We start from the raw sequence: 22,432 nt of genomic DNA, 5'->3' as shown, positions 1-22,432 counted from the left end.
TCACTCTGGCAAGTCGTATCGAATTTATTAAATAATTTTTCCATTGCACTGTTTTCCAACGACAATCAGTAAAACCTTCTCCTAAAGTATCGCATTAAGAACTCACGCCAAGTGATTCATCCGACTCATCAATGACAACATGTCGAAATCCGACCGCAACATTTACCGAGCCTTAAATCATTGCGCCTATCATTAACGATGCCCGTAAACGAAAGGTTACCAGCGGTAGGCTTTTATTAAGATCGCTGGAAATTTTTTTAACCAAGCCGTCTCAAAGCGGTTCGGCGGGCGGGAATATCGAGAGCCGGGGTCTCGCATCACGGGAGTAATGCGTATGAAGTCACGTGAGAGCCTTGTTCGCCTGAAAGAGTTTCAGGTGAACGAAAAACGCCGTCAACTGCAGCAACTGCAGATGATGATGGCGGAATTTGACCGCATGACGAAGGAACTGGAAAGCCAGATCGTGCTGGAAGAGAAGAAGTCCGGCATTTCCGATCCTAACCACTTTGCTTACCCGACTTTTGCCAAGGCGGCCCGCCAGCGCGCGGACAATCTGCAGGTGTCGATCCGTGAGCTGCAGGTTCAGGAAGAAACGCTGGAAAGTTCGCTCGAGGAAATGCAGGCGGAATATGCCAAGGCTGCCGCGCTCGAGGAGCGTGATGGTTTGGGTTCGGCGCGGGCACGCGCCTGACAACGCAAGTTCGCGCCCCTTTCGGGATCGGGTTTAGCTTCATCCCGATATGAGGGTAATCTTCGCAATGCGGGCGATTTACGAAGGGCGCATGAAAGCTGCGCATGACTGGCCGTGACGGGGCCGGCCATGCGCAGCTTTTGCATTTTGAAAAGTAATCCGTCTATCTGGACGGATTAATATGTGCATGAAGCATTACGTGAGTGTGCGCACGGTTCCTGCTGCCGCCGCGCTTAGAGATTGACGACGTCGCGCCAGTCATCATGGCGTTGCGACTGCGCCTTGAAGAAGGGGCAGAGCGGAATGATCTTCCAGCCGCCGCGGCGTGCTTCCTCGACGGCGTGAAGGGCCAGAGCCTGGCCGACACCCTTGCCGCGCAGGGCATCCGGCACACCGGTATGGTCGATGATGATCAGCTTGGGGGAGGTGCGGGAAAACGTCATTTCTGCCTCGTGGCCTTCGACGGTCGCGACATACCGCCCGCCGGATGCATTGTTTTCGTTGCGGATATCCATGATTTTTTCCCTTAACGCGTTGCAGATGACGAGGATTGCATGTGCTCCGACGTATGCCAACCATCGAGATTGTTAACGGATCGTCTCCGTTTAAATTGGTGTCGAAAAACGCCGAGCCAAGCCCTTTGCTGCCAAGCGCGCTACATTCTCAGAGAGCAGTGCGACAAATAATTCGGGCCTCTTTGCTGGAAAGAGGCCCGAACACAAAAGCAAATTAAGGTGGTGCTGTCGCTGCTGTCAGTGGCGATACTGCTGTATGCGGGTCGTCCGGAGGCCGGCAAGGCCATGGGTATTGATGGACGACTGCCAGGAGAGGAACTCTTCGACGGTCAACGTATAACGTTCGCAGGCTTCTTCCAAGCTGAGCAGACCACCACGCACGGCGGCGACAACCTCTGCCTTACGACGAATGACCCAGCGGCGCGTATTCGGCGGCGGAAGGTCTGCTATCGTCAGCGGGCTGCCATCGGGGCCGATGACATACTTCACTCGGGGACGTATCATTTCGGTCATTGGACTCTCTACACACACTCAAGACCACGAGAGGCACTCTATCTTGCCACATTTAAAAATTGCCTAAGCACATGGTAAGACTTTGCTAATAAATTTAATCAATGTGGCGGAGAGGTGATTTGCGTATGTTTCGCCTGAGCAAAACACCTGAAAGTCCCTGTTATTTCAGGGTGAATCGTATTCACTCTATGATTTTTCGTCAGTGAAAACTTACGCTTTAGGGCCGAAATTTCGGTAGCTGATTTGCTGCTCTGCGGCTCGGGAGCAGGTGCAAGAATTGTTTTTACTTGCAAAAATAAACTTACGCCGACACGCCTTGCTTCTGTCCACCCCAGCAGATGAAGTGCGGATTGGCGAAGTCGCAATCCTCACTCTGATCGGTCTTGCCGTATGTCAGAAGGCCGCCTTCGACGGTTACCGTCATGCCGCCCGCCGCCCTCAACACGGCATCGCCGGCTGCCGTATCCCATTCCATGGTCCGGCCGAAACGTGGATAGACATCGGCCTTACCCTCGGCGAGCAGGCAGAATTTCAGCGACGAACCGATCGATGTGCAGCCGGAAACCGCATTGTCCGTCAAAAAGCCTTCGGTTTTCGCATTGCTGTTGCAGCGGCTGGCTAGCGCGGTCAGTTTGGCGGGTGGTTCGCGCACGGCGATGGTCAGGCGGTCGGCAACGGAAAATTGCTCGTCGACGATCAGCTTGCGGGCTCTGCCGGGTTCACCGGTAAAGGCGACACCAAGTGCCGGGGCATAGACGATGCCGATGAGGGGAATACCATCCTCGATATAGGCGATGTTGACGGTGAACTCGTCACGATGCTCGATGAATTCCCGGGTGCCATCGAGCGGGTCGACCAGAAAGAAGGCGCGGCCGCGTACGTCCGGAATCTTGCCGGCGGCAACCTGCTCCTCGGCAATGGCGGGGATATGGGGAAAATCGCGTTCGAGGTGCCGGAGAATGATGTTTTCGGCGCGTTCGTCCGCCAGCGTGACGGGGCTCAAGTCCTGCTTCAAGGCAACGGAATAGCCGGCACGATAGACCTCCAGAATGGCCTTTCCTGCCTCGAGCGCCGCCTTTTCGAATGTTGCAAGCATCTGCTTCTTCGTCTTCCGCGCACAGTCCGCGCCTGAACTCTCCGGACATTATATATAAGAAGTTGCGATTGCGAAGTTTAGACTTCCGATGCCCCTTCCTTCGCCTTAACGTGTAAGCAAAGGTTTAGCAACAGCGCCCCGTGTGGCTTTCCGAGTGGGCGGGCTTTTCGGCAGCTTGGCAATGTATTCTTCCGAGAGCAGACCGTGCCCGTCACTGCGCATTCGGAAAAGATCTTGTTCTGTTTGCGAAGCTTTTTCGTCCTTTCGGGACTTGTCGTTTTTATTGCATGTGCGAATGTGCGGCCGGGTCGTGATCGGGATGAATGCATGCGTTATTCGGCTTATCAGCTTCTAAAACAGGCGTTTTCAGGCAATCGCCATTGGCAGCCGCTGTGGCGGACGCCGGAGCCGAAACCACATTATGACGTGATCATCGTTGGCGGTGGCGGACATGGCTTGGCGACGGCCTATTATCTCGCCAAGGAATTCGGCATTACCAATGTCGCAGTGCTGGAAAAGAGCTATATCGGTTCCGGCAATGTCGGGCGTAACACGACGATCATCCGCTCCAACTATCTGCTGCCCGGTAACGAGCCTTTCTACGAGTTCTCGATGAAGCTCTGGGAAGGGCTTGAGCAGGATTTCAACTATAATGCCATGGTGTCCCAGCGCGGCATCGTCAATCTGTTCCATTCCGATGGCCAGCGCGATGCCTATGCCCGGCGCGGCAATGCCATGCGCATGCACGGCGTCGATGCCGAATTGCTCAATCGCGAGCAGGTCCGCCGGATGATGCCCTATCTGAACTTCGATCATGCCCGCTTTCCGATTCTTGGTGGCCTCCTGCAGCGGCGCGGCGGCACGGCGCGGCACGATGCGGTCGCCTGGGGTTATGCGCGTGGCGCCGACAGCCGCGGCGTCGATCTCATCCAGCAATGCGAAGTAATCGGCATCCGCCGCGACGAGGGTGGTGCAGTGACAGGGGTGGAAACGAACCGTGGCTTCATCGGCTGCAACAAGCTGGCGCTCGCGGCCGCCGGCCATACATCGATCCTCGGCAATATGGCCGATCTGGAATTGCCGATCGAAACGCATGTGCTGCAAGCCTTCGTTTCCGAGGGGCTGAAGCCTGTTATCGACAATGTCATCACCTATGGCGCAGGACACTTCTATATATCCCAGTCCGACAAGGGCGGCTTGGTCTTCGGCGCCGATATCGACTACTACAGCTCCTATGCGCAGCGCGGCAATCTTGCGACCGTCGAGCATACCATGGAGGAGGGGGTGGCGCTTATCCCCGGCCTGTCGCGCGTCCGCGTGCTGCGCACCTGGGGCGGCGTCATGGACATGAGCATGGACGGTTCGCCGATCATCGATCGCACGCCCATCGAAAATCTTTATCTGAATTGCGGCTGGAACTATGGCGGCTTCAAAGCGACGCCCGCCTCGGGCTTTTGCTTCGCGCATCTGATCGCCAAGGGCGAGAGCCACGATGTCAGCCGCCTTCTGCGCCTCGACCGTTTCGAGCGCGGCTTTGCGATCGACGAAGGCGGCAAGGGTCCGCAGCCGAACCTGCATTGAGGGCACAATACCAATGGCAAGCTTGATCATCTGCCCGCATTGCGGCGTGCGACCCAAGGAAGAATTCTCCATTCGCGGCGCATCCGTCGTTCGCCCGGCGCCGACTGCACCGGATGAAGACTGGAACCGCTATGTCTTTGTCCGCGACAACGAGCGCGGCCGGATTCAAGAGTACTGGCATCATAGCGCGGGATGTCGCCGCTGGCTGGTCGTCGAGCGCAGCAATGTCACGCACGAGGTCTTTTCCGTTACCGATGCCGAGGACAAGGCGAGGGAGGCGGCACGATGACGGCCTATCGACTGTCGACAGGCGGGCTCGTCAATCGGAGCCGCCCGCTTTCCTTCCAATTCGACGGCAAGGAAATGAAGGGTCTGGAAGGCGATACACTCGCCGCCGCCTTGCTTGCCAACGATCAGATGCTGGTCGGGCGCAGCTTCAAATACCATCGGCCGCGTGGTGTTCTGACCGCAGGCTCGGCCGAGCCGAATGCGCTCGTCACCATCGGCAAGGATGGCCGCACCGAGCCGAATACGCGCGCGACCGTCGCTGAGCTCTATCAGGGCATGAGTGCAGTGAGCCAGAACCGCTGGCCGTCGCTGAAGTATGATTTTGGCGCGATCAATGGCTTGTTCTCGCCCTTCCTCGGCGCCGGCTTCTACTACAAGACCTTCATGTGGCCGGCCGCCTTATGGGAAAAGGTCTATGAGCCGCTGATCCGTCGCGCTGCCGGCCTCGGCAAGGCGGTCATGCAGGCCGATCCGGACCGTTACGAGAAGGCCTGGGCGCATTGCGACCTGCTTGTGATCGGCTCCGGTCCGGCGGGGCTCATGGCGGCTCTGACCGCTGCCCGCGCGGGCTTGCGCGTGGTATTGGCCGACGAAGGCTTTCGGCTCGGCGGCTCGCTATTGTCGGAAAAGCTGACGATCGGCGGCGCTTCTGCTGACGTGTTCGTGCAGGCAACGCTTGAGGAGCTGCAGAGCTTCGATAACGTGACCTTGATGCCGCGGACCACCGTGTTCGGCTGGTATGACGGCAATGTCTTCGGCGCGGTCGAGAAGGTACAGAAGCATGTAGCGATGCCATCGCCCGACCTGCCGATCGAGCGGCTCTGGCGCATCGCCGCCAAGCGCGCCATCCTCGCCTCGGGTGCGGAAGAACGGCCGCTGGTGTTCGGCGGTAATGATCGCCCGGGCGTGATGATGGCCGGCGCCATGCGCAGCTACCTCAACCGTTATGGCGTCGTTGCCGGGCAGAAGGTGGCGGTTTTCACCAATGGCGGTTCCGGCTACCGAACTGCGGCCGATCTCGCCGCTGCAGGCGTCGAGATTTCGGCAATCCTCGACACGCGTGCCGCATCGGCGGATGCTGCTCCTCAGGGCGTGCGCGTGGTTCATACGGCAAGCGTCCACGCGACCAAAGGCAAATATCGCATCAGCGGCGTCATCGCCGATCGCGGTGGGCTGGATGAGCTGATCGCCTGCGATGCACTGGCAATGTCGGGCGGTTGGTCGCCGATCATCCATCTTGCGTGCCAGCGCGGCGCCAAGCCGGTCTGGTCGGACGAGAAGCAGGCCTTCATGGCGCCAATCGTTTCTGGAGAGCTGGAGATTGCCGGTTCGGCTGCGGGTATCGAGAGCGTTTCCGGCTGTCTTGCCGACGGCGCGGACAAGGCACGGAAGATTGTCGAAAACCTGGGCCGCACGGCTTATGCGGCTGACTTGCCCGAAGTGGAGGGTGAGTATGATCCATCCTTCGCCGCGATCTGGCATGTGCCGGGTGCCAAGGACAAGGCATTCGTCGACTTCCAGAATGACGTCCACAGCAAGGATCTGGGCCTCGCTTTGCGTGAAGGCTTCGGTCATGTGGAGCATGCCAAGCGTTATACGACCAGCGGCATGGCAACGGACCAGGGCAAGCTCGGCAATGTCAACGCCGCCGGCATCATCGCCGGCATGCGCGGTGTCAGCCCGGCCGCCGTCGGCACCACGACATTCCGGCCGTTCTATACGCCGGTATCCTTTGGCGCACTGGCGGGAACCGCGCGCGACAAGCATGCGCAGCCGATCAGGGAATCGCCGCTGCATGGCTGGGCGAAGAAGAATGGCGCGGCCTTCGTCGAGGCTGGTCTCTGGTATCGCTCGTCCTGGTTTGCCCGGCCGGGCGAGAAGGGCTGGCGCGACAGCGTCGACCGCGAGGTGCTGAATGTCCGTAACAATGTCGGGCTTTGCGATGTGTCGACGCTCGGCAAGATCGAGATCTTCGGCAAGGATGCGGCGGAGTTCCTCAACCGGCTCTACTCCAACGCCTTCCTCAAGCTGCCGATCGGCAAGGCGCGCTATGGTTTGATGCTGCGCGAAGACGGTATGGTCTTCGATGATGGCACGACGAGTCGGCTGACGCCCGACCACTTTTTCATGACGACCACGACGGCGATGGCCGGTGAGGTGATGACGCATATGGAATTCTGCGCTCAAACGCTTTGGCCGCAGCTCGACGTTTGCTTCGTGTCCTCGTCCGATCAATGGGCGCAGATGGCGATTGCCGGCCCGAAGGCGCGGCTGGTGCTGGAGCAGATCGTGGAAGACGATATTTCCGACGCGTTCTTCCCCTTCCTTGCGGCAGCCGAAATCATGCTGAAGGGTGGGCTCAGGGCGCGCCTGTTCCGCATTTCCTTCTCGGGTGAGCTCGCCTATGAACTGGCGGTGCCGGCCGGCTACGGCGAGGCGGTTGCCGATGCCATCATGGAGGCCGGCAAGGTGCATGGCATCTGCCCCTATGGCGTCGAAGCCCTCAACGTGCTGCGTATCGAGAAGGGTCATGTCACCCATAATGAACTGGATGGCCGCACCACACCTGACGATGTCGGGCTCGGACGGATGATGGCGGCGCAGAAGCCGGATTTCATCGGCAAGAGGCTCTCGACCCGCTTTGGTCTGACGGCCGCCGATCGCGGGCAACTCGTGGGCCTGAAGCCTCTCGATACCACGAAGGAAATTCACGCCGGCGCGCATCTTTTGAAGGAAGGCGCACGGCCATCGACCGTGAACGATCAGGGTCATGTCTCCTCGGCCTGTTTCTCGCCGACGCTCGGTCATTCCATCGCGCTCGCTTTCCTGAAGTCGGGCCGGGAGCGGATTGGCGAGCATGTGATCGTCTGGGACGGATTGCGCGGCGAGGAAGTGGGGGCGGAAATCTGCAGTCCGGTCTTTGTCGATCCCGACAACAAGAAACTTTTGGGGTGATGGATTGATGAGCGTCGCGTTTCAGAACAGGCACGTGCTGGAAGATCATATTTCGGGCTTCGAGGCGGCCGCAAATCCGAATCATCTCGCTGTGCTGCGTCGTCCGGTGATCTTCTCGGTGCTTGGCAAGGCCGGGGATCAGGATGATGTCTTGGCGAGCTTGAAGGCGATCAAGGACGTATCTGTTCGCAACGTCGGACCGAGGGAATGGCTTGTCGTGTCGGAGGCGCTTGGCGCCGATAGTGTGGCGCGGGATCTCTTCAAGCTCGATCCGGCCCGGCTTTCCTTCTTCGAGCAGAGCGATGGCCGTGTGCTGCTGCGCATTTCCGGTCCCAGCGTTCGCCGAATCCTTGCCAAATGCGTGGCTGTCGATCTGCATCCGCAGGTCTTTGCCGAGGGACAGTCAGCGAGCATGCTGTGCTGCCATGTCGGCGCCAATGTCGCGCGCACCGGCCTCGATCGCTTCGAAATCATCGTGCCGCGCTCCTATGCCGGCAGCGTCTTCGAAGAGATCATGGAAATTGGGCGGGAGTTCGCGCTGACGGCCGGTTTCGCCGATTGAAAAACCTTATGTCGCCGGACATGGAATGGCTTGCAGCCGGATTCCGTTGCCGATAGCAGATGGCGCGATCCGAACAATTGCGATGGCGCAAACAGACATATCGGTTTCGCAGTTCGGGCTATTTGGCCTTCCGGATAGCCTCTAGGTTTCCTCTCAAATACGGTCGGTCGCGCGGGAAGACACCCGGCGGCTTCGTGCCGAAAACAGGGGATTCCCAATGAAAAGCCATGCCAAGGTCGTCGTCATCGGTGGCGGTGTCGTCGGATGTTCGGTGCTCTACCACCTGACGAAATTCGGCTGGACGGATGTGGTGCTGCTCGAACGCTCCGAACTGACATCCGGCTCGACTTGGCATGCCGCCGGCGGCATGCATACGATCAATGGCGATCCGAACGTCGCCAAGCTGCAGAAATATACGGTCGAACTCTATAAGGAGATCGAGGAATATTCGGGCCAGGATATCGGGTTGCATCTGACGTCCGGCCTGATGCTGGCGGCCACGCCGCAGCGCTTCGACTGGCTGAAATCCATTCTCGCCAAGGGCCGCTACAACGGTTTGGAGGCGACGCTGCTGACGCCGAAGGAAGCGCACGACATGATGCCGCTCCTTGATCCCGATCAGTTCGTCGGCGCGCTTTACGATCCCGTCGAAGGCCACCTCGATCCCTATGGCACAACTCATGCCTATGCCCGTTCGGCCAAGAAGAACGGCGCTGAAATCTATCTCCATACCAAGGTGGAGGAGCTGGTGCAGCGCGAGGATGGCTCCTGGCGCGTCATCACCAACCAGGGCGAGATCATCGCCGAGCATGTCGTCAATGCCGCCGGTCTCTGGGCGCGCGAAGTCGGCCGCATGGTGGGGCTGGAGCTGCCGGTGCTCGCCATGGAGCATATGTATCTCATCACCGAGGACATGCCCGAGGTCATCGACTTCAACAAGACGACGGGCAAGGAGCTGATGCATTGTGTCGACTTCGACGGCGAGATCTATCTGCGCCAGGAGCGGCAGGGCATGCTGATGGGCACCTATGAAAAGGCCTGCCGTCCATGGTCGCCGGTGACGACGCCGTGGGATTTCGGCCACGAGTTGCTGGCCGAGGATATCGAGCGCATCACCCCGGAACTGGAAGTCGGCTTCCGCCATTTCCCGGCCTTCAACAATGCCGGCATCAAGCGGATCATCAACGGACCCTTCACCTTCTCGCCCGATGGTAATCCGCTCGTCGGGCCGGTGCGCGGCTTGAGGAACTATTGGTCGGCCTGTGCCGTCATGGCCGGCTTCAGCCAGGGCGGCGGTGTGGGTCTCGCGCTCGCCAACTGGATGATCTACGGCGATCCGGGCTTCGATGTCTTCGCCATGGATGTTTCCCGCTATGGCGACTACGCGACGCTCGCCTATACGAATGCCAAGGTACGCGAGAATTATGCCCGTCGCTTCTCGATCCGCTATCCCAACGAGGAGCTGCCGGCGGCGCGTCCGCTGCTGACGACGCCGATCTACGACATACTGCAGCAGGCCGGCGGCGTCTTCGGCGCTTATTACGGTCTCGAGCAGGCGCTGTGGTTCGCGCCGAAGGGTGAGGTCGACCAATTCTCATGGCGCCGTTCCAACGACTTCGATGTCGTCGGCGCCGAAGCGAAGGCCGTGCGCGAGAGCGTTGGCCTGATGGAAACTTCGGGCTTTGCCAAATATTCGGTCAAGGGGCCGGGCGCGGAAGCCTTCCTCGATACGCTGCTCACCTGCCGCATTCCCGCCATCGGCCGCATGACGCTGGCTCCGATGCTGAAGCATGACGGCAAGCTGATCGGCGATTTCACCCTGGCGAAACTGGGCGAGGGGGATTTCCTTCTCATCGGCTCCGGCATTGCCGAGGCCTATCATATGCGTTGGTTCGAAAGCCTGCTGCCGAAGGATGGCTCGGTCGAATTGCAGGCTCTCGGCCTTTCGCTGCTTGGCCTGTCGGTCGCCGGTCCGAATGCCCGCAAGCTCATGCAGAAGCTGACCCATCAGGACCTCTCCACCGCAGAGTTTCCCTTCATGTCGATCCGCCGCATGGATCTCGGCATGGCGCCGGCGATCGTCGGCCGGGTCTCCTACACCGGCGATCTCGGTTATGAGATCTGGATGAAACCGGAATATCAGCGCTACATCTTCGACCTCCTGATGGAGGAGGGGGCCGAATTCGGCATCCGGCTCTTTGGTCTGAGGGCATTGAACGCGCTTCGTCTCGACAAATCCTATGGCAGCTGGGCGCGTGAATATCGTCCGCTTTACGGGCCGCTGGAAGCGGGACTGAACCGCTTCGTGGCCTTGTCCAAGGAGGCCGATTTCATTGGCAAGGCGGCTGCATCCAAGGAGAAAGCGGAAGGCGGGGTGCTGCGGCTGCGTAGCTTCATTCTCTCGGCAAAGGACGCCGATGTCATCGGCGACGAGCCGATCTATCACAATGGCGCCGTCTGCGGCTGGGTTACGTCGGGCGGCTACGCCCACGCCTCCGGGCTTTCGGTTGCCGTCGGCTATGTGCCGAAGGACATCGCCGACGAGGCGCAGGGGTGGTCAATTGAATTGCTCGGCGAGCTTCTGCCGGCGAGCTTGCAGGCTGAACCTCTGTTCGATGCCGATGGCGCACGCATGCGCGCCTGACAGATATCGTCGAGCGCAAGGACGGCAGGCCCGAGATAGGGTCTGTCGCTGATAAAAGCTTTTCAGCGAAGATTCGAAGTTCGGTCGTTTTGGCTGTTTTTGAGCCACGAGCTGCCGCTTTTGTGTCATTTTTGGTCGGATTCGCGTCAGCCCACAGCGATTTGAAAAGAATTTGTCAATTTCTTGCCTTTTTGGCTTCACATTTCCTTCGAAAACAGTATGGAATCGCGGCCACGGGCCTTCGCGAAGGAACCTAAAAAAGCAATAAGAGATGCGGTGGGCTGACGCCGCATCCAGGGGAAATGATATATGGATTATTTTATCCAGCAGCTCTTAAACGGGCTGACTCTCGGGTCGATCTACGGCCTGATCGCCATTGGCTACACCATGGTTTACGGCATCATCGGCATGATCAATTTTGCCCACGGTGATGTTTTCATGCTTGGCGGCTTTGCCGCTCTCATCGCCTATCTGGTCCTCGTTTCGCTCTTCGCCGGCCTGCCGGTGGCGATCATGCTGCTCGTCATGCTCATCGTCGCGATGCTGATGACGAGCCTGTGGAACTGGGTGATCGAGCGTGTAGCTTATCGTCCGCTGCGCGGTTCTTTCCGCCTTGCGCCGCTGATCACGGCAATCGGCATGTCGATCGTGCTGTCGAACTTCATCCAGGTCGCTCAGGGTCCGCGCAACAAGCCGATCCCGACGCTTGTGGGCGATGTCTATAATTTCGGCGGCGTCTCGGTGTCGCTGAAGCAGATCGTCATCTACATCATCACGGTCGTGCTGCTTGCCGCCTTCTGGTATCTGGTCAACAAGACGGCGCTTGGCCGCGCCCAGCGCGCCACCGAGCAGGATCGCAAGATGGCGGCTCTGCTCGGCATCAATGTCGACCGCACCATCTCCGTGACCTTCATCATGGGTGCGGCATTGGCTGCCGTCGCCGGCACGATGTATCTGATGTATTATGGCGTCGCCAACTTTTCGGACGGCTTCGTGCCGGGCGTCAAGGCCTTCACCGCCGCGGTTCTCGGCGGCATTGGCTCGCTGCCGGGCGCAGTCCTCGGCGGGTTGATGATCGGTCTTATCGAGTCGTTCTGGTCGGGCAATTTCGCTATCGCGTACAAGGACGTCGCAACATACGGCATCCTGGCCTACGTGCTGATCTTCAAGCCGACGGGTATTCTCGGCCGGCCGGAAGTCGAAAAGGTATAACGCCATGGCACATTCAAACTTCGTTGCAGGCAAGACCGCACCCGGCCTTGTCCAGAAAGGGATTACGGACGCCTTCTGGACCGCGCTGATCGCTTTCGGCATGTTCGTTCTCTACATCGGTCTCAAGACCGAACAGAACATGGACAACAAGCTGATCATCGTGCAGCGCTGGGGCCTTCTGGCGATCATCGTTGCAATCGCTGCCGTCGGTCGCTTTATCATGACGGTCTTCGTTCAGCCTTATCTGGCCGCGCGAAAGGCCGCCAAGGCCAAGGTCGTTGAGGTGGAGGGCGAACCCAGCTTCGCCACCAGGCATTTCAATAAGATCGCGCTCGTCCTCCTGCTCATCTATCCGTTGGCGGCGGTGGCGATCTTAGGCCCGCAGGGATCGCTGACCTATGTCGACAATTTCGGCATTCAGATCCTCATCTATGTTATGCTCGCCTGGGGCCTGAATATCGTTGTCGGCCTCGCCGGCTTGCTCGACCTCGGTTATGTCGCCTTCTACGCGGTCGGTGCCTATTCCTACGCGCTGTTGTCGATGCATTTCGGTCTGTCCTTCTGGCTGCTTCTGCCGATATCGGGCCTTCTTGCAGCGCTTTGGGGTATGATCCTGGGCTTTCCGGTCCTGCGTCTGCGAGGTGACTATCTGGCGATCGTCACGCTGGCCTTCGGCGAAATCATCCGCATCGTGCTGACCAACTGGACCGACGTGACGCAGGGAAGCTTCGGCATCTCCAACATCACCAAGGCATCGTTCTTTGGCTTCTACACCTTCGATATGAAGGATCCGCACAACTTCGTCCGTAGCTTTGGCCTGCCGATCTCGTCGGCCTGGTACAAGATCTTCCTGTTCTACGTCATCCTGTTGCTCTGCATGCTGACCGCTTATGTCACCATCAGGCTGCGCCGCATGCCGATCGGACGTGCGTGGGAAGCGCTACGCGAAGATGAAATCGCCTGCCGCTCGCTCGGCATCAATACGGTGACGACGAAGCTCACGGCTTTCGCAACCGGCGCGATGTTCGGCGGTTTTGCCGGCTCCTTCTTCGCCGCGCGTCAGGGCTTCGTCTCGCCGGAATCCTTCGTCTTTCTCGAATCCGCCGTGATCCTCGCCATCGTCGTTCTCGGCGGCATGGGATCGCTGAAGGGCATCGCGATTGCTGCGATCGCCATGGTTGGCGGCACCGAATTGCTGCGCAACATGAGCTTCCTAAAGACCGGGCTGGTCTTCGGCGATACGACGATCATTCCCGGCTTCGGCCCGGACTTCACACCGGAACTCTACCGCATGCTGATCTTTGGCCTTGCCATGGTGGTCGTGATGATCTTCAAGCCGCGCGGCTTTGTCGGCACGCGTGAGCCGACCGCTTTCCTCAAGGAGCGAAAAGCGATCTCCGGCAGCTTCACCAAGGAGGGCCACGGCTGATGAACGCTGTGACCGCAACCCCCGACGACATCCTGCTGAAGGTCGATCACCTGTCGATGAAGTTCGGCGGCCTGATGGCGATCAACGACTTCTCCTTCGAGGCGAAGCGCGGCGACATCACGGCACTGATCGGCCCTAACGGCGCCGGCAAGACCACGGTGTTCAACTGCATCACCGGCTTCTACAAGCCGACGATGGGCATGATCAGCCTGCATCAAAAAACCGGCAAGGAATATCTCCTGGAACGGCTTCCGGATTTTCGGATCACGCGCGAGGCCAAGGTGGCGCGCACTTTCCAGAATATCCGCCTGTTCTCGGGCCTGACAGTGCTCGAGAACCTGCTGGTGGCGCAGCACAACAAGCTGATGCGCGCCTCCGGTTACACGATCCTCGGTCTTCTCGGGATCGGCCGGTATCGCAGCGAAGCGAAGAATGCGATCGAGCTCGCGCGCTTCTGGCTTGAGAAAGCCGATCTCATAGACCGCGCCGACGATCCCGCTGGTGATCTCTCCTACGGTGCTCAGCGCCGTCTGGAAATTGCCCGCGCCATGTGCACAGGCCCCGAGCTGCTCTGCCTCGACGAGCCGGCGGCCGGTCTCAACCCTCGCGAATCCCTGGTTCTGAATGAATTCCTGCGCAGCATCCGCAAGGATACCGGCACGTCGATCCTGCTGATCGAACACGACATGTCTGTGGTCATGGAAATCTCCGACCATGTCATCGTGCTCGAATACGGACAGAAGATCGCCGACGGTACGCCGGATGAGGTCAAGAACGATCCGAGGGTGATCGCTGCCTATCTGGGTGTCGAGGATGAGGAAGTGGAAGAGGTGATTGCCGAAGTCGAACACCTCCAAGAGGGTGAAAATTGATGGCGGGGCAACCACTTCTGAAGGTCGCGGGTGTCGAAACCTACTACGGCAATATCCGCGCGCTTGCCGGTGTCGATATCGAAGTCAACAGCGGTGAGATCGTCAGTCTGATCGGTGCCAACGGTGCCGGCAAATCGACGCTGATGATGACGATCTGCGGCAGCCCGCAGGCCCGAACCGGATCGGTCACCTTCGACGGCCGCGATATCACCCACATGCCGACGCACGAGATCGCGCGGCTTCGCATCGCCCAGTCGCCTGAAGGCCGGCGCATCTTTCCGCGCATGACGGTCTATGAAAACCTGCAGATGGGCGCGAGCCTCGACAAGCTCAAGCATTTCAACGAGGACGTCGAGAAGATCTTCACGCTGTTTCCGCGCCTCAAGGAGCGCCAGTCGCAGCGCGGCGGTACGCTCTCGGGCGGCGAGCAGCAGATGCTGTCGATCGGCCGCGCGCTGATGGCGCGTCCCAAGCTGCTGTTGCTGGACGAGCCGTCGCTCGGTCTTGCGCCTTTGATCGTCAAGGGCATCTTCGAGGCTATCAAGGTCTTGAACCGGACCCAGGGGCTGACGGTTTTTCTTGTCGAGCAGAATGCCTTTGCGGCGCTCAAGCTATCCGACCGCGCTTATGTGATGGTCAACGGCCGTGTGACGATGAGCGGTTCGGGCAAGGAACTGCTCGCCAATCCGGAAGTGCGCGCCGCCTATCTCGAAGGCGGACATCATTGAGTTTCGTTCCTCGGAGAATTTGACATGCAGGGACTTCTCTTCGACAGCGATACCGGCGGCCGCATGGTCATCCGCGCGGTTATCGTCATTCTCGGCTTCTGGACCGCATGGCGCGCAGGCCGCGCTGTCGCCTCCAACTGGGAAACCTATCCTCTTGTCGTCATCTACAGCTTTCTGATCGGCCTTGGCCTGCAGTTTCTGCACCATTCGCTATTCGAAGGGCCGGTGTTCGATCCCACCATCTACATCATCGACATCGTTCTTCTGCTCGTCTTTGCGACGGCGGGATACCGGTATCGGCGTACCGATCAGATGGTGAATAACTATTACTGGCTCTATGAAAAGACCTCGGCCTTTTCCTGGAAGAAGAAGAATTGACAGCGTGCCGAAACTAGGCACAGTCTGTATGTAGAAGTTGCGTCATCCTGCCTCATAAAAACGAAAGACCGACGACAGGATGATGCTTCCAAAGTTCGGAATACAAGCTTTACCGGCGTGATGATTGGTGGGTATCGCGCAGGGCAAATCAAACGGAACCCGCTTAAAAAATTGGGAGTAACAATATGAAGAAGTATCTTCTGTCGGCGGTGGCTCTGTCGGCGATGATCACATTCGGCGGCGTTGCTAAGGCCGACATCATTGTCGGCGTTGGCGGTCCCTTGACAGGCCCGAATGCTGCGTTCGGCGCGCAGCTCCAGAAGGGTGCCGAGCAGGCCGCTGCCGATATCAATGCGGCTGGCGGCATCAATGGGGAAAAGGTCAAGATCGAACTCGGCGACGACGTCTCCGACGCCAAGCAGGGCGTTTCAGTTGCCAACAAGTTCGTCGCAGACGGTGTGAAGTTCGTTGTCGGTCACTTCAACTCGGGCGTTTCCATCCCGGCTTCCGAAGTTTACGCCGAAAACGGCATCCTGCAGATCACTCCCGCTTCGACCAATCCGAAGTTCACGGAACGCGGCCTGTGGAACACCTTCCGTACTTGCGGTCGCGACGACCAGCAGGGCGAAGTTGCCGGCAAGTATATCGCCGACAATTTCAAGGGCGCCAAGGTTGCCGTCGTTCATGACAAGACCCCGTATGGTCAGGGCCTTGCCGACGAAACCAAGAAGAACCTCAACGCCGCCGGCGTGAAGGAGGTTCTCTACGAAGGCATCACCCCCGGTGACAAGGACTACTCCGCCCTCATCGCCAAGATGAAGCAGGCTGGCGTCGACTTCGTCTATTACGGCGGTCTGCATACCGAAGCCGGCCTCATCATGCGTCAGATGGCCGACCAGGGCGTAAAGGCTCACTTCATGTCCGGTGACGGTATCGTCTCGAACGAATTGGCTTCGATCGCCGGCGACGCCGTTGACGGCACGCTGATGACCTTCGCGCCGGATCCGCGCAAGAACCCGGCTTCCAAGGATCTGGTTGCCAAGTTCCGCGCTGCAGGCTACGAGCCGGAAGGCTACACGCTCTACTCCTACTCGGCTCTGCAGGTCATCGCTGCCGCTGCCAAGGCTGCCGGTTCCAACGATCCGATGGCTGTTGCGGACGCTCTGAAGGCAAAGGGTCCGTTCAAGACCGCCATCGGCGAGCTTGGCTTCAACGCCAAGGGCGATATCACCCGTCCGGATTACGTCATGTACAAGTGGGCCAAGGGCTCCGACGGCAAGTACAACTACGACGAAATCTCGAAGTAATTCTTGCATCGCCTTTACGGGCATTGCTGATCTTAGGAGCCCGGCCATCGGCCGGGCTTTTCTCATGCCGTTTTCATAGTTCCGAAGTCGGTTCGCCGTTTCCTTCGTGCAAAAGCTGCTTTAAATCTGCCCCTGTATCGGCAGGAGGAAGGCAGCATGAGCAAACCCCGTATTCTGGTTACACGGCGCTGGCCGGCCGCGGTCGAGGCCGTGCTCTCGGAGCGTTTCGACACCACTTTGAACAGGGATGACGCAGCACTCGATGCGGGGCAGCTGCGCGAGGCGCTGCTCACCTATGACGGCGTCCTGCCGACCGTATCCGACAAGCTTCCGGCCGCGCTCTTCGAAGGTCAGGTAATCCGCACAAGAATCCTCGGCAATTTCGGTGTCGGCTTCAATCACATCGATGTCGCCGCCGCCAAGGAAAAGGGCATCGTCGTCACCAACACGCCCGGCGTGCTGACGGATTGCACGGCCGATATCGCCATGCTGCTCCTGCTTTCCGTTGCCCGGCGCGGCGGAGAAGGGGAGCGCGAACTCAGGGCCGGGGCATGGACCGGCTGGCGGCCGACGCATCTCGTCGGTACCAAAGTCACCGGCAAGACAGTCGGCATCATCGGCTTCGGCCGCATCGGCAGGGCGTTCGCGCAACGCTGCCATTTCGGCTTCGGCATGGATGTCGTCTTCTACAACCGCTCCGCCATCGATCCGATGGAGGCCGCGCGCTATGGCGCCGTGCAACTGCAGAGGGTGGAGGATGTTCTCGAAGTCTCGGACTTCGTCTCCCTTCATTGCCCCGGCGGTGCCGAAAACCGTCACCTGATGAATGCGGCCCGCTTCGCAGCCATGAAACCCGGCGCCTTCCTGATCAATACGGCAAGGGGAGATGTCGTCGACGAGGCGGCGCTGATTTCCGCACTGGAGAAGGGGACGATCCGCGGCGCCGGCCTCGATGTCTATGAGGCGGAGCCGCATGTACCCGAGCGTCTGCGGGCGATGAACAATGTCGTCCTCCTGCCGCATCTCGGCAGCGCCACCGAAGAGACGCGCACCGCCATGGGCATGAAGGTCGTGGACAATATCACCGCCTTCTTTGCCGGGCACCAGCCGCCGGATCGGGTGATATAGCTTCTTCCTGCCGCAAGCCGAGAGAGGGCGTGACGGTGCCTACACTTCATGCAGAACATGCGCTGCCTTGACGGCGGCCGATGCGCGGTTCTCGACGCCAAGCTTCACATAGATCTGTTCCAGATGCTTGTTCACCGTGCGGGCTGACAGCCCGAGGATTTCGCCTATGTCGCGGTTCGATTTACCCTTGGCGAGCCACAGCAGCACTTCGGATTCGCGTTGCGTCAGCGCGAAGTGCTGGCGCAAGGCTTCGTCGTCTGCGCGCTGACTGGTGGCCGTCAGGCGAAACAGATATTCGTCGGGGCCGATGGCTCCGAGGAAGGTGAATTGCAATGCGGCCTGACCGCCATTGCTGATCGAAAGAAGATTGTCGCGTGCCGCACCGAGCCGTTCCCGTTCCAGCATGAAGGCGGCAATGTGTTTCGAGGCGAGATCAAGCCCGTCGTCGCTGCCGGTTGCGGCATTGATGAGGCGGGTCGCCTGCGGCGTCGACCAATGGATGGCGCCATTGCCCTTGACCGCCAGGAGATGGCGGCCGGCAGCGTCGAGAGCCACTCTGGCGCTCTGGGCGGAGCGGGCATTGCGCAAGTGCACGCGGATGCGGGCGCGCAGCTCATCGATATTGATCGGTTTGGTGAGATAGTCGACACCGCCCGATTCGAGCGCATGCACCACATGCTCGGTCTCGGTCAGTCCGGTCATGAACACGACGGGGATCTGGGCGATGCCCGCATTGGCCTTCAAGCGGCGGCAGGTCTCAAAACCATCCATCGTTGGCATGACGGCGTCGAGCAGGATGAGATCGGGCGTGATGCGTTCGACGATGTTCAGTGCCGCCGATCCGGACGTGGCGATCAGTACGGAGAAGCCGGATTGCTCGAGCGCATCCGTCAGGAAGCCGAGCGCCTCGGGCGAATCGTCCACCAGCAAGACTATGTCACGGGGAAGGGTGGGCTCAGCCAATCTGTTCTACCTTTTCAGTATCGAAGCCGTGCAGCACGTTCAGGAACCCGTCGAGATCGAAGGCCTGGACATGAGCGCGCAAAGCGTCGGTGAAGGGCCTGTTCTCGTCCAGCTTGGCGAGATCCGCAAGCTTCGCCTCGATGCCTCTGATATAGCCGATCTCGCCGAGTCGCATCAGTTCGCGGACATGTTCTATCCCTGGGCTCTTCAGGGGCGGTGGCGGCTTTGGCGCGACCGGGGCGGAGGCATCGGCATAGAGCCATTTCAACCCGAGGTGCAGCGCAAGCTTGTCGCGCAGCTGGCGGATATCGACCGGCTTGGAGATGGCGTCGTTGTGGCTGTCGTCGCTGTCGGTCGCGGCGGCGGCATCGCCGATATTGGCCGACAGCATCAGGATCGGCGCCGTCTGGCCGTTTTCCCTAAGCCGCGAGACGAGCTGCCAACCATTCATGCCGGGCATGGAAATATCGACCAGGAACAGATCCGGCTTGATGCCCTCGATCAGCGTCAGGCAGTCCGGCCCGCCGGCCGCCGTCAGCACGATGAAATCGAGCGGCGACAGTATCTCGCGCATCAGCTCGCGATGATCTTCATTGTCATCGACAACGACGATGGTACGGCGCGGCCCCTCGTAGCCGGCAATGCGCTGCTCCTGCGCCGGCGGTTTCATCGGCCGAATCACGGCCGACAGCATCAGGCGCACTCTGAACGTCGAGCCGACATCCTTCTCGCTTGTGACCGAAATCTCGCCGCCGAGCGTATTCGTCAGCAGCTGGGTGATCGTCAAACCAAGGCCAAGCCCCGGCATGGGTCTGACGCTGTCGGCCTCGCCGCGCTGGAAAGGCTCGTAGATACGGGTAATATCTTTTGCCGCGATGCCGCGACCGGTATCGGAAACCGTGAAGGTGGCGACCTGGTTGCGGTAGCTCACTTCGAAGCGGACTCTGCCTTCATCGGTGAATTTGATGGCATTTGAAAGCAGGTTGACCAGGATCTGGCGCAGCCGCTTCTCGTCGGTGCGGACATAGTCGGGCAGCGCTGGAGAGCGTTCGTGGATGAAAGTCAGCCCCTTGGCCTGTGCCTGCGGATGGAACATGTCGACGATCTGGTCGAGGAAATCCTGGATGTTGATCTCGTTGGAATAGACCTGCAAACGGCCCGCCTCGATCTTCGAAATATCCAGCAGCCCGTCGATCAGGCCTGAAAGATGCTCGGCGCTGCGCCGGATGACCTTCAGCGAGGATTGCCGGGGCGCCGGAATGGTCTCGTCGCGCTCCAATATCTGCGCATAGCCGAGCACAGCATTGAGCGGCGTGCGCAGCTCGTGGCTGAGACCCACGACATAGCGGCTCTTGGCGCGGTTTGCCGCCTCCGCCGCTTCCTTGGCACCCTGCAGGGCAGCGTCCGTCTTCTTGTGCGCAGCAATTTCCTTCAAGAGCAGCGTGTTCTGGCGTGAGGATTCCTCCTCGGCGACAACGCGGCTGTCATGGGCAAGCACATAGAACCAGCAGACGACGCCGGCGATGACGGCAAAGACGAAGAAGACGATGAGAATGGTGCGATTGACGACGGCGGCCGTCTCCGGAGAAGCGGCCCCGACCTGATGCGCGATCATTGCCAGGATCGCTCCCACGGCGGTCAGCGCCACGGCAACGGCAATGCCGTAGCGGCCGAGGCGCGTGGCGAGCTTCGCCACGATGCTTTCCGGCAGCAGGGTCCTTGCGACGGTAGCGACCTGCGTATTGAGGCGCGCCTTCGGCTTGCACATGTCGTGGCAGCGGCTGTCGAGCGAACAGCAGAGCGAGCAGATCGGCGCGGCATAGGCAGGGCACCACGCCATATCCTCCGGCTCGAACGGGTGTTCGCAGACGGAACAGGTAATGGTGGTCAGGTTCTTCCAGCTCTGTCGCGGTTTGCGAGCAAGATAGTACTTGCCCCCCGTGATCCAGGCGATGGCGGGCGAGGCGATGAGTGCGACGATCAGGGTGATATAGGGTGCAAGCGAGGCGGCGATCGAACCGAAGGCGCCGAAATGCGCGATGAGAGCGATGGTAGCCGAAAGCGCCATCGCACCGAGGCCGACCGGATTGATGTCGTAGAGATGCGCGCGCTTGAATTCGATGCCGGGCGGGGCCAACCCCAGCGGCTTGTTGATGAAGAGATCGGCGGAGATGGTGCAGAGCCAGGCCATGGCGATGATCGAGAAGATGCCGAGCGTCTCCTCCAGCAGCCGGTAGATGCCGAGCTCCATCAACAAGAGCGCGATGGCGACGTTGAAGACCAGCCAGATGACGCGGCCTGGATGGCTGTGTGTCAGCCGCGAAAAGAAGTTCGACCATGCGAGCGAGCCGGCATAGGCATTCATGACGTTGATCTTCAGCTGCGAGATCATCACGAAGGCTGCCATCAGGAGCAGCGCGGCATTGTGCCAGGGGATCATGTAGCCGAAGGCGGTCAGATACATCTGCGCGGGATCGGCGGCGCGGTCGGCCGGCACGCCAGAGGTCAGCGTCAGGACGACGAGGAAGGAACCGGCGAGCAGCTTCGGCGCTCCGATGATGACCCATCCCGGTCCAGCGAGAAAGATGGCGAGGCGATGGCGCCATTTGCGATGGCCGTCCGGCGGCAGGAAGCGCAGGAAATCGGCCTGTTCGCCGATCTGCGACATCAGCGCCAGGATGACGGCGGAGGCGGCGCCGAACTCGATCAGATCGAAGGGGGCGGCGGTGCCTGGTGCGCTCGCGGGATGATGGATGCCCGCGAAGGCGCGCCAGAGATCGAATTTTTCCCAGTCGGCAAAGGCGATGAAGACGAAGGGCAGGATGTTGAGAACGATCCAGAAGGGCTGCGTCAGCAGCTGGAACCGGCTAATGAGGCGCACGCCATGGGTGACGAGCGGGATCACCATGACGGCGCTGACGATGTAGCCGATCCACACGGGTATGCCGAGTGTCAGCTCGAGCGCACCGGACATGATCGAGGCTTCGATCGCAAACAGCATGAAGGTGAAGCTGGCATAGATCAGCGAAGTGATGGTCGAGCCGATATAGCCGAAGCTTGCGCCGCGGGTCAGAAGATCGATGTCGACGCCGTGGCGGATGGCGTATCGGCTGATCGGCAGGCCGACGGCCAGCATGACGAGGCTGGCGACGATGATCGCGTAGAAAGCGTTGGTCGTGCCGTAGGACAGCGTGATCGTGCCGCCGATCGCCTCCAGCGCCAGGAAGGAAATGGCGCCGATCGCGGTTTGCGAGATGCGTTGCGAGGAAAACTGGCGTGCGCTCTTGGCGGTAAAACGCAGGGCGTAGTCTTCCAGCGTCTGGTTTGCGACCCAGCGATTATATTCGCGTCTTACCGGAATGATGCGTTGCCGCGCAGCCATGCTTGCCCTTCAGTCGTCCCGCCTTGGTCGTTCCGGCGGTCCAGAGATGTCGTAACACGGATCGATACGGTGCTTAAGGGCATGAGAGTGCACAAAGCTGCACATTTCGCCCCGGCGCCTACGTCATATTACGTATGTGGTTTCCCAAGGGGCTGCCGGATAGTCGCTGAAGGCAACGGTTAATCCTT

General features: G+C 59.8%; 18 protein-coding genes. 13 read left to right on the top strand and 5 right to left on the bottom strand.

Annotation, left to right across the window (positions count from 1 at the left end; all coding sequences use genetic code 11):
* The first annotated feature begins 334 nt into the window (after nucleotides 1-334).
* The gene (locus DQ393_RS03725; protein ID WP_112340461.1) at nucleotides 335-691 is read left to right on the top strand and encodes a flagellar export protein FliJ; all 357 of its coding nucleotides are present in this window, start codon (nucleotides 335-337) and stop codon (nucleotides 689-691) included.
* Between the two features lie 233 nt (nucleotides 692-924).
* On the opposite strand, the gene DQ393_RS03720 is transcribed toward DQ393_RS03725, so the two are convergent.
* The 3 genes from DQ393_RS03720 to cysQ all read right to left on the bottom strand — a co-directional run bounded on the left by DQ393_RS03720 (nucleotide 925) and on the right by cysQ (nucleotide 2,815).
* Nucleotides 925-1,206 carry a GNAT family N-acetyltransferase gene (locus tag DQ393_RS03720; RefSeq protein ID WP_112340460.1) on the bottom strand — a complete coding sequence of 94 codons (282 nt, stop codon included), beginning with the start codon at nucleotides 1,204-1,206 and terminating at the stop codon, nucleotides 925-927.
* Between the two features lie 237 nt (nucleotides 1,207-1,443).
* A complete protein-coding gene (locus DQ393_RS03715; RefSeq protein ID WP_004107124.1) occupies nucleotides 1,444-1,719 on the bottom strand; it encodes a DUF1153 domain-containing protein in 276 nt (91 codons plus the stop codon).
* A gap of 301 nt (nucleotides 1,720-2,020) precedes the next feature.
* Complete coding sequence (gene cysQ / locus DQ393_RS03710; protein ID WP_112340459.1) at nucleotides 2,021-2,815, bottom strand: 3'(2'),5'-bisphosphate nucleotidase CysQ; 795 nt, start codon at nucleotides 2,813-2,815, stop codon at nucleotides 2,021-2,023.
* Nucleotides 2,816-3,142: 327 nt separating this feature from the next.
* On the opposite strand from cysQ, the gene DQ393_RS03705 reads away from it, so the two are divergent.
* The 12 genes from DQ393_RS03705 to DQ393_RS03650 all read left to right on the top strand — a co-directional run bounded on the left by DQ393_RS03705 (nucleotide 3,143) and on the right by DQ393_RS03650 (nucleotide 17,899).
* Nucleotides 3,143-4,396: a sarcosine oxidase subunit beta family protein gene (locus tag DQ393_RS03705; RefSeq protein WP_112340567.1), complete on the top strand. Its 1,254-nt coding sequence runs from the start codon at nucleotides 3,143-3,145 to the stop codon at nucleotides 4,394-4,396.
* 13 nt (nucleotides 4,397-4,409) lie between these two features.
* Nucleotides 4,410-4,685 carry a sarcosine oxidase subunit delta gene (locus DQ393_RS03700; RefSeq protein ID WP_112340458.1) on the top strand — a complete coding sequence of 92 codons (276 nt, stop codon included), beginning with the start codon at nucleotides 4,410-4,412 and terminating at the stop codon, nucleotides 4,683-4,685.
* The gene (locus DQ393_RS03695; RefSeq protein WP_112340457.1) at nucleotides 4,682-7,639 is read left to right on the top strand and encodes a sarcosine oxidase subunit alpha family protein; all 2,958 of its coding nucleotides are present in this window, start codon (nucleotides 4,682-4,684) and stop codon (nucleotides 7,637-7,639) included. Before DQ393_RS03700 ends, DQ393_RS03695 begins: the two co-directional genes overlap by 4 nt.
* Before the next feature lie 7 nt (nucleotides 7,640-7,646).
* On the top strand, nucleotides 7,647-8,201 hold the full coding sequence (locus DQ393_RS03690; RefSeq protein ID WP_112340456.1) for a sarcosine oxidase subunit gamma: 555 nt from the start codon (nucleotides 7,647-7,649) through the stop codon (nucleotides 8,199-8,201).
* A gap of 217 nt (nucleotides 8,202-8,418) precedes the next feature.
* Nucleotides 8,419-10,845: a GcvT family protein gene (locus tag DQ393_RS03685; RefSeq protein ID WP_112340455.1), complete on the top strand. Its 2,427-nt coding sequence runs from the start codon at nucleotides 8,419-8,421 to the stop codon at nucleotides 10,843-10,845.
* Between the two features lie 309 nt (nucleotides 10,846-11,154).
* Entirely contained in the window at nucleotides 11,155-12,057 is a 903-nt protein-coding gene (locus tag DQ393_RS03680; RefSeq protein WP_112340454.1) for a branched-chain amino acid ABC transporter permease, read from the top strand.
* Nucleotides 12,058-12,061: 4 nt separating this feature from the next.
* Nucleotides 12,062-13,486 carry a high-affinity branched-chain amino acid ABC transporter permease LivM gene (gene livM / locus DQ393_RS03675; RefSeq protein ID WP_112340453.1) on the top strand — a complete coding sequence of 475 codons (1,425 nt, stop codon included), beginning with the start codon at nucleotides 12,062-12,064 and terminating at the stop codon, nucleotides 13,484-13,486.
* A complete protein-coding gene (locus tag DQ393_RS03670; RefSeq protein WP_112340452.1) occupies nucleotides 13,486-14,358 on the top strand; it encodes an ABC transporter ATP-binding protein in 873 nt (290 codons plus the stop codon). Before livM ends, DQ393_RS03670 begins: the two co-directional genes overlap by 1 nt.
* Complete coding sequence (locus DQ393_RS03665; protein WP_112340451.1) at nucleotides 14,358-15,086, top strand: ABC transporter ATP-binding protein; 729 nt, start codon at nucleotides 14,358-14,360, stop codon at nucleotides 15,084-15,086. The genes DQ393_RS03670 and DQ393_RS03665 overlap by 1 nt, the downstream gene beginning before the upstream one ends.
* 24 nt (nucleotides 15,087-15,110) lie before the next feature.
* Nucleotides 15,111-15,464, top strand: coding sequence for a DUF6867 family protein (locus DQ393_RS03660; protein WP_112340450.1), 354 nt, complete (start codon nucleotides 15,111-15,113; stop codon nucleotides 15,462-15,464).
* Between the two features lie 185 nt (nucleotides 15,465-15,649).
* Nucleotides 15,650-16,771: a branched-chain amino acid ABC transporter substrate-binding protein gene (locus DQ393_RS03655; RefSeq protein WP_112340449.1), complete on the top strand. Its 1,122-nt coding sequence runs from the start codon at nucleotides 15,650-15,652 to the stop codon at nucleotides 16,769-16,771.
* Nucleotides 16,772-16,927: 156 nt separating this feature from the next.
* Nucleotides 16,928-17,899 (top strand): 2-hydroxyacid dehydrogenase, encoded by a 972-nt coding sequence (locus tag DQ393_RS03650; protein ID WP_112340448.1) that lies wholly within the window; start codon nucleotides 16,928-16,930, stop codon nucleotides 17,897-17,899.
* A gap of 39 nt (nucleotides 17,900-17,938) precedes the next feature.
* On the opposite strand, the gene DQ393_RS03645 is transcribed toward DQ393_RS03650, so the two are convergent.
* Nucleotides 17,939-18,862 (bottom strand): response regulator transcription factor, encoded by a 924-nt coding sequence (locus tag DQ393_RS03645; RefSeq protein WP_112340447.1) that lies wholly within the window; start codon nucleotides 18,860-18,862, stop codon nucleotides 17,939-17,941.
* A complete protein-coding gene (locus DQ393_RS03640) occupies nucleotides 18,855-22,244 on the bottom strand; it encodes a hybrid sensor histidine kinase/response regulator (protein ID WP_112340446.1) in 3,390 nt (1,129 codons plus the stop codon). Before DQ393_RS03640 ends, DQ393_RS03645 begins: the two co-directional genes overlap by 8 nt.
* Between the last annotated feature and the right edge of the window lie 188 nt (nucleotides 22,245-22,432).

Origin of the sequence: Martinezella tropici, assembly GCF_003287875.1 — a bacterium.
In the GTDB taxonomy this organism is placed as follows: domain Bacteria; phylum Pseudomonadota; class Alphaproteobacteria; order Rhizobiales; family Rhizobiaceae; genus Rhizobium; species Rhizobium tropici_C.
Note: the sequence above shows the minus strand (reverse complement) of the source record. Positions and strands in the feature narration are given on the sequence as shown.